This is a genomic window from Pedobacter sp. G11 (assembly GCF_003860265.1).
Classification (GTDB): domain Bacteria; phylum Bacteroidota; class Bacteroidia; order Sphingobacteriales; family Sphingobacteriaceae; genus Pedobacter; species Pedobacter agri.
This window is the reverse complement of sequence record NZ_CP034190.1, coordinates 1,715,142-1,729,568: the sequence shown is the minus strand read 5'-3', so window position 1 is coordinate 1,729,568 and position 14,427 is coordinate 1,715,142. Positions and strand designations below refer to the sequence as shown.

Sequence of the window (14,427 nt, the reverse complement as noted above, 5' to 3'; positions counted from 1 at the left end):
GGAATTTATTGCATTAGATATAAAAATTGTTTTAGAAATCCCTAAATAATACAATACAATGACATAATTGACATTATTGATAATAACCGCTTGATTTATTGTAAATTACACAACACCTTTTAGGAATTGTATTTAAAATAATACAATTATAACTAAATTTGAAAAGATTGTTTAGCAGCGAAACCGATCACTTGAGATATATTTTGCTCGAATTTGTCAATCGTAAAATATTCTTCAAACCGTAGCTTACCCTTTAGCCCCATCGCTTCGGCATGTTCCGGGTGTTCAGCAAAAAACACAATTTTTTCAGCAATAGCTTCAGGTGTATTCTTGGGAACTAAAAACCCGGTATTTCCGTCTGAGATTACATCAGGTATCCCGCCCTCATGGGTTGAGATAATTGGCAAGCTATGTTGCATAGCTTCCAGATTAACCAGACCAAATGTTTCATAATGATAAAATGTTGGAAAAATAAAAACATCGGCATGATTAAAAAAGTTGAGTTTCTCTGTTGCGTATTTTGGGCCATGAGCAAATACTTGCATCGAAAGATCATTTTCTTCAACAAACTTGTCGAACTCTTCAGGAGTGATATCGGTCCAGCCCCCCACAAAATTACATACAAACGGAATATTTCGATTCTTTAATAATACGCAAGCATGCAATAAATCGTAAACACCTTTTTCTATCATCATATTTGATAGATACAATAGTGAAATGGCATTAATGGAAGATTTTTCTTTAGGCTTTTTCTGTGTACATACAGTGCTTACAGGAATTCCATATGGGCAATAAAAAACATCGGTCTCCTTAACAAACCTTTGAATATCCGAATATAGATATTTTGACAATAATATAGACTTGGTACCTTTAAAAGCAAATCGGTATAAAGCATCATTAACTTTATTTTGCTTAGCTAGTGCGACACCTTTATTATGGAAATGGTATAGAATTTTTTTATTTGCAAGTTTAAGTAGTGCAACAACTATTAAATCTTTGTAAAAAGCTGGCCCACTTGCAGTAAGGGAAAGATAGCATAAATCATAATTTTTAGTAGAAATAAGTTTAAGTATTTTCCCTAGAATAGATAAAAACTTAAATGCTTTTCTAATACTCCCTTTTCCAGTTTGAGATAAAACTGTATTTGTAGCTAAGCTAATGTAATCGGTATTATGTTCACTGTTAATAATTTTACTCTCTTTGATATATGTATTGGCGATTGAGGCTCCGTGTATTGGTGGAGGTAAATGCAAAATAAATAAAACGTTAAGTTTTTTAGATTCAGTAACTAACATTTTCAAGAAATTATAGGGTTAGCTTGTGGTAATCTGTTTTTATCGCCTATAGCATAATTTACAGCATCAATAAGCCCATCAGCAGCTTGTTGATGATTATATTGTTTAACAAGGTTAATGGACTGATTGGAGAAGTTACTTAAAAGTTGCTGATCATGAAGTAAATTTAAAATATGACTGACCCAAGCACTTACATCATAAGGAAGCACATAGCCATTTCTATTATGAACAACCAGTTCTCCTGCTACCCCTGCATCCTTACTTGTAATAACCGGGGTACCACTCGCACATGCTTCATTCGCAACAATCCCCCAAACATCATCCATGGTGGTAAATAAAAACAATTTGGATTTTGCATAATATTCGAACAGAGCATTTTGATCAAGAAAACCTGCAAAGTGAAAATCTACATGATTATTCTCAAGTTTAGTCAAAAGTTGATCTTTTAATATACCGTCGCCTACAACAAGTACTTTCAGTTTCGGAAAAAGTTTATTTAAAGCAATGGCCACATCAGCAAAAAAAAGCGGCAATTTTCGCTCTGTTATCTGTCCAGAGTACATGATATGAAACTCCCTCTCCTGTAGTGGCTGGTATTTAAGTTTGGAGTTATCAACACATAAACAACTTCGAAAAATCTTTTCACTTGCTACGCCATAACTTTCATATAGTGCCACCGTGCCGTTTCCCGGGGCCATAAATGAGCTAGTAAGCTTATAGACAAACTTTCTGATTAATTTCTGAACAAATGATAAATGTAATTCCGAATCATAGGTACCATCATTGTATACAATGAGTTTTCTGCCATTAAGAATACACCATAATACACCATAAAGCATAGTGGGTTTAAATGCTGTGATAATTAATACCGAGGGTTTTGTTTTATTTAACAATTTCCAAACATTAGTATTATTATGCCTGAAAGTTTTCGCTACCTCGGCTAAAAAATACATGGGATAATTGCCGTAGGAGAGCTTCCAGTTGCGGTTTGGCTCTAACTTGGCACAATAAATAACATCGTAGGTAAAATCTGCCGATTCATGCACCAACTCATGCATTCTTTCTCGGTAGGGGCCAGGAACCTGCGTTAAATACGAAACATGAATTTTTGATTTTTTCATCTATATAAATAGGTTATACTTTGAACTTGTCCCAAATTACGGGGAAAAATGTTTTAAGCCACAGTTTAACAAATGTTTCCGGTAATGAAATAGGAAAAAATTTTCTTGTAAGATGAAGATATTCTTTATAAGCTAAGCCTTTCGGACTTTTTAAATACTTAATCCGTTCAGATAACGTTGTTTTTTGTGATTTCCAATTATTGCCATGATCATCTGTACAAATGCCTAGCACTCCCGGAGCCACATGTACTCCAAAACCTTTTCGCTTAGCGTATAGTGTATAGTCAAAATCAGCAATTCCATGACTGTACGCTTGAGAGAGTATGCCAATGCTTTTAACTATTTTATCTGGAACGAGCATAATATTTGCATTTCCTAGGTCGCAAGCTAATATCTCTTTTTCACTAAATACATCTGCATATTTAATTTTATACTTCGAGATAAGTTTTTTCCCACCGTATGAGATGGAATTATTTTCAAATTCAGAGGTGCTACCTATTAAAATTGACTGGAGGTTCTCATTAGCATAAATTTTGTCATAACTATCTAATAAAACTTGTATAGCATTTACATTTAGAACAGTATCATCATTTAAAAGAAGATAGAAATCAGCTCCCTTTTTCAAAGCTTCACTCCAGGAGTTGCGCATACCTCCTGCCCAAAATAATTTTCCATTTCCATGAAGAATGTGTGCATATGGCCAGATTTCTGCCACCGCCTCTGCAGTTCCATCTGATGAACAATCGTCTGTTAAGAAAATTTCGAACTGAACGTTGCTCTTAATCTCTTGTGCTAGCAGGCTTTTGATACAGGCGATTGTTTTCTCTTTTCGATTAAATGTGGCGAGTAATACTGCTATTTTCATATGCTTTTAAATTTTCAGTTGGTATGACAACAATTTTTTGAGATAATAGGTATATTAAGGAATTATAAATTGAGAGTAAAATCAAGATGAGCATAAAATAATTCGCATCTCTTATAAATTGAATTTTGAATTGATTAATCATAAAAAACATGAAAAGGAGGTTAAATCCAAGTAAAAAATCTATAAGGAAGAATTGGTGTTTTTTTAGCTTAAAATAGAGCTTAAAGCCACGATACATGCTGAAGAAAAACAATAACAGAAGCATGAGTGCCCCCAAATATCCCCATAATACTATTGCACTCATGTAAAGATTGTGATAATCCGGGATTTCATCTGGTCTAATTTTATCAAAATGAGATATCGTATACATCCTTCTATTTGTAAAGTAACCACTTCCAAGTAATCCGCTAGTCTTTTCAATTTTTTTAAATCCATATTCGAAAATCTCGCCACGATTCATGTCCTTACCACTCATTATACTTTTCAGCGATACGTGCTTCATATCAACTTCCTCACTTCTCTTGGTAAAAATGGAAAAATCAACAATGGTGTGAACTGAATTGATAACAAAAAACAAAGCTGCAACTGATGCCCCGATCAGCACAATTTTGATACTGAGCCTTCGATAGAGAAAAAGCATTGTAAGCAAAACAAGGAATGGCAATAGCAACATTGATGATCGTGTACCAGATAAAACAATAGCTAGTGCCCCTAAGCCACATAAACCTATTGAGAAAAGAAAAAATCTTTTACTCACCGCTCTAAACGAACCACTCATAACTCCTGGTAAGCAAATTGCGATGATTGAAATTGAATATTCAGCATAATACTCAAAATTACCCAACGTTCCGGCAGCCCTCGGTATGCCTAATTCCCATTCCGCATTTGGCCCAACGTTAGGAAAAAAGTCAACTGGAGAGACAAAGTAATCATAGCGTTGATTAATTGCATTAACGAACATATATAAAAAGAATATCCCTGTTATATATATAAACTGTATATATTTTTGGGCATCTAGATTAACTTTAGAACAGTAATAAAACAGAAAGAAAAAATTTAGAAAGCAAATGGTGGAAAAGATTTTTAAACCAGTTGGTATGCTCCCGCTAATTAAACTTAGAACCTGGATAATAACCAGTGCTATAAATAAAAAAATAGTACTCTTTTTAAGCATTACTCCGGTAAAAAACTCATTTCCATACCGCAATAGGTAACCAACCAATGCAATGGACGCTACAAAGTTAAATGTGCCGCCAATTTCATATCCATAAGTATAATGATTACAGATGAACAGTTGCATTAAGAAACCAAAGAAATCTTTTTTATATAGCGTGATAAAAAAAATTAAGGTAATTAAAGATAATGCAAGCAAAACAACAGGAATGGGAAATTTTGAATAGGTAAACTGGCCAATAACTGCGAGAGCGACTATTTTCAGCAAAATGGAGGACACAGATGAATTTTTAGTTTCCATAATCAGTTTATTTAAATTGTAATTTCTTGATACATCTGGGTATAAGCTTTTGCCTGTACCTGTATATTATAATTGTTTCCAATAGTTTGTGCAATCTGTTTTCTATTAAACATATTAAGTTCATTGGCACAACATAAAAGTGATTCTTTTAACCCTTTGGTTGACATTTCATCGGAGAGATAACCATTTTGTCCATTCACAATCAAATCTTTTAGTCCACCAATATTAAAACCTACCACAGGTGTTCCTGAAGCCAGACTTTCGAGCATAACATTTGGGAAATTATCTTCTCTGCTCGGTAAAAGATAGATATCTGCTGCACTATATATTTCACTAATTTCCTCTTCCGAATGAATGCTCCCCAGATATAAAACTTTTTTATTTCTTTGAGATTTCTTAATACGCCCTACAGCTACAAATTGAAATCTTGAAGAAACTTCATCATCCTCGATAAGTTCAAGAATATGCTTAAAACCTTTACGTATGCTTTTTACGGTTTCTGAAATAAATAAAACCGTGATTTTATTTGTATCTAATTTAAATTTAGCTTTTAAGGGCTGTTGCTTTTTGAAGTTGAAAACACTGCTATCTAAGCCATTAGGGATATGAAAATGTCTAAAACCCCTTAAAATCTCAGAAGATCGGGCCTCATTCATGAGCCATTTTGAGGGTGATACCACAATCATCTTCGATGAAGGCAAATTTGTTATCGAACCGAGTTTGCATAAGTATTGTACATGATTGATTGCAAAAAGGTGTGGATTTCTTATATTATCCTCTCTATAGTGAAATCCGCCTTGGAAAGCATTCATATCATGCTGCGTCCATACAATTGGTTTCTCCAATTTTTCGAAAAAAGTAGGATAGTCAACAAAATTCGGAATCCAATGTAAATTAACAACATCGCATTCTTTAACAAGAGGATGTTCGGCTAAATTAATGAATGAGGTTCTGGCAAAGGAAAAATATTCAAATTCACCATCAAAGCTTTTATATAAATTATCATTTCTATGCTCAAGCGTTTGCGGCAATCGCATTTTTTTTAGCACTCTCAAAAACAAAATAAAATACCTATTTTTCTTGGGGTACTCGAAAACGCCAGTAGTTTGAGTTCTCTTTTCAAGCACTAAAATTTTACTTTGCAAACCAATACCATTAAGCCCCTTATGCAATCTCAACGCCGCGGTGCCTGCGCCCCCGCTATCAGAAAAAGTAATATGTAAAATCTTTAAAGCCATTATGCCGGAGTACCGCGTGTTAATCTAAATATCATTTTCGAGATCGTTGAATCATATAAAAGTTTTAGCCTGCTACGTCCGTTAAGATAAAATGTGCGCCCATGATAACGGTCAAATTGGTAATCACAATGAAAAAATAGTGGATCAATCAATAATTCTTCAACATCCTCACGATCACGGTGATGAGCTGAGGTTTTTTCCTTAAAGTGTACACCTACATCCCCAATGTTGGTGACTAAATTTTTTATTGGAGTAATACACAAACCATTGTTCTTAAAAATGGCATATTGCCATTGATAATCCCAGGTATGCTTTCTCGACTGACTGTAAACACTACGAAACATATATTCCCATCTCTTGTAAAGAGGAAAATAGTTTTCTACAAGATTATTTAACAGGCCTGTTTTTTTGAAATCTGGCCAATCTTTCATCATAAAATCATATTTCTCCCATGATCTTTTCCATGTTGCCCAACCCCATATATGAGCATATCTGCTAAAAAAGTAACTCTCGTGGTTAACTTCAAACTCTTTATTCCAACGTGTACCTGCAATATGCATTACTCGTGTGTCCAAAGCATATTTGTAAAGAAGTTTGTTGCAAAACCCAAAAAACGACTGTGATGGCACGCAATCATCCTCTAGGATAATGAGTTGCTCTTCAGTCTCAAATGCCCAGCTTATGGCACCTGAAACTCCAAGCCCGCAGCCTTGATTAGTTTCCATAAATCTTGTGTACAAACTGCCTTCCCAATTTATTGATTTCACCATGTTTCTGGTTTCCATAATCAATTTATTATCATCCATTTCATTACTTTCCCTCGGACCATCAGAAAACACAAACAATTTCTCAGGATTGTATTTTACAATGGCCTCCAAAACTAATTTTGTAGTTTCAGGCCGGTTAAAAGTTATAAGCAATATGGGTGTTGACATCTTGGTTATTTTAAATTGATAAATTTGGTCGCAGTTTGATTACTCTAATAACAACGATTGATTGTAGAACGACCAGGAATACATATGTGATAATTGTAGCGAAGGCAACCCCAAGCTGATTAAAATATTTTCCACAGATTATGTAAGTGATGATACAGAAACAGGCAGTGACAGAATTAATGTATAAATGTTTTTTAGTTTCTTGGAGCGCATTTATAATTGCATCTAAGAACGAAAATATAATCATTAAACCACTGGTTAAAGCAAGTACATTAGCATATTTCACAGCATTAAGGTATTTACCAGCTGTTAAATATTTTATTATATATGGAGAAACTATCCAAAACGCAATAAAACTTATTATGATTAAGCTAATTAAACTTATAGCAGTAATTTTAAGCGATCTAAAATTACCTTGTACAGTATTTTTATAAATATTTGGTTCAAATGTTTGGTAAAAAGGAAAAAGCCCAACATACAGGTAACTTGCTATACCTTTTCCAATGTTGTACAAACCCATTTCTGCACTATTGTTCATACTTTCTAAAACCATATTGTCAAAACTCCCTAGCGGTAATAGTAAAAAAGAGGCAGGAAATAATGGTAAAATGATTTTAAAAGCTTTCTTAAGCACCCCCCATTCAATTTTAATTCTTTGCCCTTTTAAAATGATATGAAGAGATACGGCAAAAAACAACAATTCAATAATAAACGCTCCCAAAAACCTGCCAGTAAGTCCCATTTGGGCATACACTACAAAATAAATGGAAGCAAAAGTAGATAAAACTCGGTAACCGGCTACCAGAAACACAAATGCTATAGGTCGATTAGATAAGCGGTAATTAACTTGTATAAACCCTTTGTAGGTCCCGAAAACGCCTCCAGCGAGGCTTAATATTGCAAAAGGATAAAAAGGGATTTGTGAATGTGATAATTGAAAATATAAATATAAACCTAAATATGATATTGGAAAGAAAAGTACGTTCCACAATATATTGAATAAAGTGAGTGTAGATAATATCTCTTTCCTTCGTTCTTCGGTTTCCCTAAAGTAAATAGACATATAATAGGTCTGAAACAACAAACCGTAAAAACACAATATAAATGTTGATAGGGAATTGAAGTATCCAAAATATCCAAATTCTTGAGCAGATAAATGTCTTGCAAAAATTGGCGAAGTAAATATAGAAACACTGAAATTTATTATAGGAACCAGTAGATATAAGCCTGTAGACCTCATTTTAACCCAAAGCTGATTCTTTCTGGTCAAAGCCTTCAATGCTACAAATTTACGAATCATAATATCCATCCTAAGCTGAAGTATTTTTAAGAGACAATATTTCTAGTTTAGATTTGTTCATTCTCCCAGCCCTATCAGAAAAACTACTTTGATCCGAACCCCAAATTTCACTACAACGTCCAAGGCAGTGTAGATCTATTAGCGCAGATCTAATTCCTTCAGCTGAATTTCTATCACGATTTGTTATTCCTGTAATAATATGAGAATTAAAATGTTCTTGCAGATAGTTAACAACATCTTTAGCATCAGTTGAGAGGTAAAATTTGGCGTTTGGATATGAATTTAGTCTTTCATTAATTTTAGTTATAAAAAGATGAATGGGTGAATTACTAATCGCATCCACATGGTCTGTTCTTCTAATATGAATTCCAATATCACATTGGTGATCATCTATAATTTTATTGCCAAGCTTTTGCACTTCAGAATCAATTTCAATCATAAAATTTGTCAGGTTAGGATAAAATTCATAACAGGATTTAATATAAATTCCATTGGCACTTTCAGCAATAGCATCCAACGAAAACCCAACCTTAATTAAATTATTTTTATGTCGATTCAAAAGCATCTCCATTTCAGTATCGAAAAAATATCTAGCTTGGTGATATATTTTAAGCCAATATTTAAACCCATTCAAAATGCGCCTTTTAACTTTCGAGATAAAACCTGTTCCCTGATAATCCAATTGAATAACCTTTACACTACTAATTGGACGAAAGCAATCGAAAAAATCTGCATTAAGAAAAACATTTTTTTCCCATATAATTATTAATTTTCTATTATGGAATTTGCTGTAATTTACAGCCGATTCTATTGCACGCATTCTATTTGCTATTCCACCAAGGGGTTCTAGTATCAAGTATTTCATGTTAATCTCACTACCTTGAATTGCTATGCATTTTAATCTATCTAAAATCTACTTTTGAAATCACCAAAAACTGGCTTCAGGAAGCTAGAGCTATTATTACTATAATATGAATCATCATACTGATAACCATATCCGTATTTTACCCGCTGTAAAGAATTAAAAACAATACCTATATTGTTTATCTGGCTTTGATTTTGTAATTGCTTTAGAAACTGAAGCTCCTTTTTATCTGTATAGCCCTGTCTTACCACATATAGTGTCAAGTCACTTAATCTAGACAATATGATGGCATCAGGCACCAAGTGTGCGGGTGGACTATCAATAATAATATCGTCAAAATCCTCTTTTAACTTATCAATCAATTTGGCAAGTTCTCGTTTTTCAAGTAATTCGGAAGGATTATCGACAATACTACCGCAGCTAATTAAACTGAGATTACTATTTTTATCAACCTGCTGAATAATATCAGCGATGTTTGCTTTACCGTTTAAGTATTCGCTTAAACCCTTGTGCGTAGCGCTAAGACCAAAATATTCAGCAACTTTAGGTTTTCTCATATCTAACTCAAGTATCACTGTCTTTTTGAAAGCTAAAGACAAGGCCTTGCTAATGTTAGCGCTGATAAAACTTTTCCCTTCTTTCGATACACTTGAAGTTACCAATGTGACTCTTCCGGTTTCTCTCTTACCGTGTAGATAGTGAAGTTTTATTCTTAAAGCCCGTAATTCTTCACTTATGGCATTTTGTTTATTAGAACTAATCGTTGTCGATTCTGCTGACTTCTCGTATGGAAGTTCACCTACAACCGGAATCTCCACTACGTCAGAAATATCCTGAGCCGAGATTATTTTTGTTGATAAAGCACCTCTTCCATAAATAACGCCAATAGGTAAACCTAAACCAAAAACAAACGCTATGGCGTAAGTTAATGCTTTAGGGTCTTTTGGTTCTTCAGAATAAGCATTATCCACTATTCGATTATTTGATAAATTCGAGGCGTATTTAACTGCAACCTCTTCTCTTTTTTGAAGAAGATAGGTATACGTATTTTCCTTACTGGATTGCTGCCTCTTAATGTTTACAAACTGGCGTTCATCAGTCGGAATGTCTCTGATAGAAGATTCAAATTTGTTGTTATAGGATTGTAGTTTATTTCGGGTATCAAGCAAATTACTTTTGATATTTTTAACACTTTCCTTAATCATGGCCCTTGTTGTTTTAATCTGTCTGTTAATTGGATCAAACTCGGGATTACTTTCAGGCATGTCTGCAGCCATTTTATCATGAGTTAATTGCAGGTTTGCTAATTTTTCGATTGAACTAGATAAAGCAGCATCACTGATACCAATCGCAGATGGAATTTTATTACTGTTCGCTCCTGAATTAACGTAACTTTCAATTCCATTAATGACACTTAACTGTAGATTCGCTTCGTTAAGTTTGGCATCATTTGCCTGCAAATTCTCCAAACTGATTTTTGTTTGAGAACTGATGTCGGTTAATCCTTTACTACTTTTAAAGTTTTCGATACCAGATTCTGCCGTTGACAGATCGCCATTTAAAGAGGCAAGCCGTTGATCGAGAAAGTCTAAAGTATTTTTTAACTCTCTGTTTTTCTCATCAGATGAAGAAGCATAATAGCCTGAAATCAAACCATTCAAAATATCTCTTCCCCGTTTATCATTGATATCAGAAACGGTTAAATCGATAGCAGTTCCTAACTTGCTTGACAAACTTGCATCTATGGATTGCTGGAGTTCTAAAGTTTTTGTTTCTGGTTCAGAAATAGCCATAAATAAAATCTTATCTTTCGATTGAAGGATATTTCGTGATGGAATCAGCTTCCATGTACCAAACGAGTTTGTAAAAACCTCGTTAAAACTTGCAATCTTGGTAGATTTATCTGGTAGGTAAAGGGTAAATGATTTGGCATCTATTATCCTAATCTTTACACCTTCATTATCTAATTTTCCAGTTTTCTTTAGAAGTACAAATTTAACAGGAGCGTCTTTGTACATATCAAGAGTGGCTAAGCCATCACTGTTACTAAATAAGCCATCCTTTCTGTAATATGTTACCCAGAGTCCTAAATCATTCACAATTTCATTTACCAATTGTCTTGACTTTAAGACTTTAATTTCATTATCTATTAATTGGGCATTATTGGTTAATCCTATATCATCAAGTGGTTGTCCCTTCGAATTTGTCGACTTGCTATCATCTTTGACAATTAATGTCGCCTTAATATCGTAAACTGGCTTGTAACGTTTTAAATAAACGAACGCTAAGGCAATAGTAAATACTAATGCAATTAGAAATAATGGCCAGTGAAACAAATACCTTCCCAAAATTTCTTTCCAGTTTTCATCACTCTTTTTTGTTTCTCCTATTATATAGGTTGTAAACTGTGCCTGTTGAGTACTCATAGGGTTTATCTATAAATATTTGAGAGAACAATAGCTATAATTGATAGGCCAGATAATACTAGTGTCGCAGTTCTATAGCCACGATCTACTGTGGCGTATTTAGTACGATCTGGCTGCACATATATTTCATCATTATTGCGAACGTAGTAATATGGCGATTCAAATATTTTCTTTGAGGTGAGGTCAATAGGAATAAACTGTCGTTTACCGTCTTCTTCTCTAACCAAAATAACCGTTTTACGCATGGCTGTAATATTTAAATCGCCGGCCATACTTAATGCTTGGGTAATTGTTGTGCGTTCGTTTTGCAAACTATATACATTCGGACGCTCTACATCTCCATATACACTTACTTTAAAATTGAGTATTCTCACATTAACAACAGGGTCATTATAGTATTTCAAAAGCATCACATTTAACTTTTCCTGAAGTTCAGTAGTGGTCAATCCCTCAACCTTTACGCTACCAATTACAGGTAAGTGAACATTCCCTTTAGTATCAACCTGATAACCAGGAATTGCATTTTGCTGATTGTTAGGCTCATAACTAAATATCGAGGAAGATTCTGGTGTTCTACTACTTACCTTGATGGCTAAAATATCTGTAGGCCTGATGGTTAAAGGAGAAAAGTTTTTAACATCTTCGATTATCGGCTTACTACGATCGAGGTCTTGATAATACGGGATATTCTTATATGAACCACACGAGTTCAATATTAATAAACTGGCAATCAAAAAATAATAATTCTTATTCATTGTGGTTTTGAGATAAATACAGGTAATGACACTGAGGGTTTAAATTAACGATACGAAAATGCTGTATTCCCTATTTTAAAGCAATAGCCCCATAGGGCTATGCCTAATATTCAACAGTTAAAATGTATTATATATAATACAAACTTAACACCATATGCCAATTTTATTTTAATATTAGTATGATTGAAAGGCTGACAATAAAAACTTTAAGAAGTTAATAAAACACCATTCTAATTGCTTTTATTAACGTTTAAATAATGATTATCAGAATTCGATTTCCGACTAGGTGATGAAAATATTGTAAATTTGGATGATTATAATTCTTCACAGCTAAAAATTTCAATTCGTTCTCATACAGGAGAAAGAAGAAAATATATTTTTGCAGCGTCGGGTTTTAACATATATTTGTCTTATCTAATTTTAATGTTAAGAACGCAGCTCCATTGATTTAATTCCCCTATCCTTTAAAACTACGATCGATCTATTTTTCCGGGCTTCTAGGGTATCATTATCTATGACCTGTAAGTTTTACAAATTAATATGGATTAAGCTATGATTTAAGATTGTTTTACATACAAGTATTTAGCTGGCACAACTTCATCAAGAATAATTAGAAAGACTTATAGCGGCGATCTATGAGAGCAGGAATCTTAATTAATTGTACTATCATTTTAAGTAGAATTAAAGAGATTTCCTTTAAATGAGTATCAATTAGAAATTGATAATTGAATGATAATACGACTAATGTTGAAAGTTAAGTTTAAACTATGAATGTGCTATTCTACCATCGTTTTCTGAAACGTACAGATGCTGCCGCAGTACCTCGACACTTTTTTTATGGAGTACTGGATCTTGAAAAATTCGATATTAATGTATCCTTCATTGAAGATGCCACTATAGGAAATCGCATATTTCTTGCTATTAAACTTGCTTTTAGAATACTATTCTTAGATGAATCATATGATATCATTTACGGATCTACGCCACATGGACTGGAATTACTAGTGTTCCTTAGGGCATTATGCTTATTCAACAAGCCTATTGTAGTCTGGCAACATCGAGCCTTAAAAGCTTCCACTAATCCGATCAAAAGTTTGTTTCTTAAATTCTATTATAGCGGATTTGATAAATTTATTATGTTCAGCGAACTCCACATTCAAAAAACACTGTCTCATAAAAGTACCTCAAAAAATAAGTTGGTACAGATGCATTGGGGTCCTGATACAAAATATTTCGACCGAATTATTGCTGAAACCAATATTGATAACAACAGTCATTACTTCTGCTCTACTGGCAGAGAAAACAGAGATTTTCCTACGTTAATTCAGGGTTTTGCAGGTTTAGAAAATAGTATGCTTAGAATTTATACAACCAAGCAACATGGCAAAATGAACAACGAAAAACTTTTACTGGATTATGGAGATAAGTATAAAAATGTAGAGGTTTATATAATCGAAAATACACCCAACCTTAACCGATTTTTATCTCAGGAAGTATATAAAAGCAAGTGTGCCGTAATTTCCTGCCATGAACATAATTATACCGTTGGGCTTACCTCTTTATTAGAAGCCATGGCCTTAGGAAAAGCAGTAATTACTTCCGACAACCCTTATTTCCCAATTGATGTAGAGAAAGAAGGCATAGGTATCAAAGTTCCCTATGGCAACTCAAACGCATGGAAAAAAGCCGTTGATTTCATTTCACAAAATCCGGAAATTTGCCATGAAATGGGGAAAAAGGCACGAAAATTTATTGATGAGAAATGCAACTCAGACATATTATCTTATACAGTTGCCAAATGCCTAAATGATGTGGCCAAAAGAAATATTTAATTTAAATATTACGAACTCCTAGCGTAACATATTACTTAAGTTTTAGAAACAAAGTCTAACGGTTAATAATATAATCCTTCCTTTTGCTATAAAAGCCTACAGCAAATTGCTTTGATGTGCCTAAAAATCCCTCATCGTAGATTGGCAGAATAGGTGTATTTACCGCTGAACATTTATCAATCTTGATGAGATAGTCTAAAAGGGCTATTGTCCTACCCTCAGATATAGGATAATTTAGTGCTGCGCTCTAATGTTCACGAAGCCAGTCAGTATCACTCATTTATCCTTTCTTATTATCTGTTAAAAAAGGTGGTTCTAACT

General features: G+C 33.7%; 11 protein-coding genes. 1 reads left to right on the top strand and 10 read right to left on the bottom strand.

What is annotated here, in order from left to right; all coding sequences use genetic code 11:
* Positions 1 to 152 precede the first annotated feature (152 nt).
* From EA772_RS07570 to EA772_RS07525, 10 genes are read right to left on the bottom strand one after another with little or no spacing between them, the layout of a single operon-like run.
* Positions 153 to 1,295 carry a glycosyltransferase family 4 protein gene (locus EA772_RS07570; RefSeq protein ID WP_010599401.1) on the bottom strand — a complete coding sequence of 381 codons (1,143 nt, stop codon included), beginning with the start codon at positions 1,293 to 1,295 and terminating at the stop codon, positions 153 to 155.
* A 2-nt stretch (positions 1,296 to 1,297) separates the two neighbouring features.
* Positions 1,298 to 2,416, bottom strand: coding sequence for a glycosyltransferase family 4 protein (locus EA772_RS07565; protein ID WP_124912259.1), 1,119 nt, complete (start codon positions 2,414 to 2,416; stop codon positions 1,298 to 1,300).
* 13 nt (positions 2,417 to 2,429) lie between these two features.
* A complete protein-coding gene (locus EA772_RS07560) occupies positions 2,430 to 3,281 on the bottom strand; it encodes a glycosyltransferase family 2 protein (protein ID WP_124912257.1) in 852 nt (283 codons plus the stop codon).
* Positions 3,250 to 4,755: an O-antigen ligase family protein gene (locus EA772_RS07555; protein WP_124912255.1), complete on the bottom strand. Its 1,506-nt coding sequence runs from the start codon at positions 4,753 to 4,755 to the stop codon at positions 3,250 to 3,252. The genes EA772_RS07560 and EA772_RS07555 overlap by 32 nt, the downstream gene beginning before the upstream one ends.
* Before the next feature lie 11 nt (positions 4,756 to 4,766).
* The gene (locus EA772_RS07550; RefSeq protein WP_124912253.1) at positions 4,767 to 5,993 is read right to left on the bottom strand and encodes a glycosyltransferase; all 1,227 of its coding nucleotides are present in this window, start codon (positions 5,991 to 5,993) and stop codon (positions 4,767 to 4,769) included.
* Positions 5,993 to 6,928 carry a hypothetical protein gene (locus EA772_RS07545; RefSeq protein ID WP_124912251.1) on the bottom strand — a complete coding sequence of 312 codons (936 nt, stop codon included), beginning with the start codon at positions 6,926 to 6,928 and terminating at the stop codon, positions 5,993 to 5,995. The genes EA772_RS07550 and EA772_RS07545 overlap by 1 nt, the downstream gene beginning before the upstream one ends.
* A gap of 10 nt (positions 6,929 to 6,938) precedes the next feature.
* Positions 6,939 to 8,237, bottom strand: coding sequence for a lipopolysaccharide biosynthesis protein (locus tag EA772_RS07540; protein WP_124912249.1), 1,299 nt, complete (start codon positions 8,235 to 8,237; stop codon positions 6,939 to 6,941).
* Between the two features lies 1 nt (position 8,238).
* The gene (locus tag EA772_RS07535; protein ID WP_124912247.1) at positions 8,239 to 9,093 is read right to left on the bottom strand and encodes a hypothetical protein; all 855 of its coding nucleotides are present in this window, start codon (positions 9,091 to 9,093) and stop codon (positions 8,239 to 8,241) included.
* Between the two features lie 41 nt (positions 9,094 to 9,134).
* A complete protein-coding gene (locus tag EA772_RS07530; protein WP_124912245.1) occupies positions 9,135 to 11,519 on the bottom strand; it encodes a tyrosine-protein kinase family protein in 2,385 nt (794 codons plus the stop codon).
* Positions 11,520 to 11,524: 5 nt separating this feature from the next.
* Entirely contained in the window at positions 11,525 to 12,274 is a 750-nt protein-coding gene (locus EA772_RS07525) for a polysaccharide biosynthesis/export family protein (RefSeq protein ID WP_124912243.1), read from the bottom strand.
* Positions 12,275 to 13,041: 767 nt separating this feature from the next.
* Here EA772_RS07525 and EA772_RS07520 point away from each other — a divergent pair.
* A complete protein-coding gene (locus tag EA772_RS07520) occupies positions 13,042 to 14,106 on the top strand; it encodes a glycosyltransferase (protein ID WP_124912241.1) in 1,065 nt (354 codons plus the stop codon).
* Positions 14,107 to 14,427 lie beyond the last annotated feature (321 nt).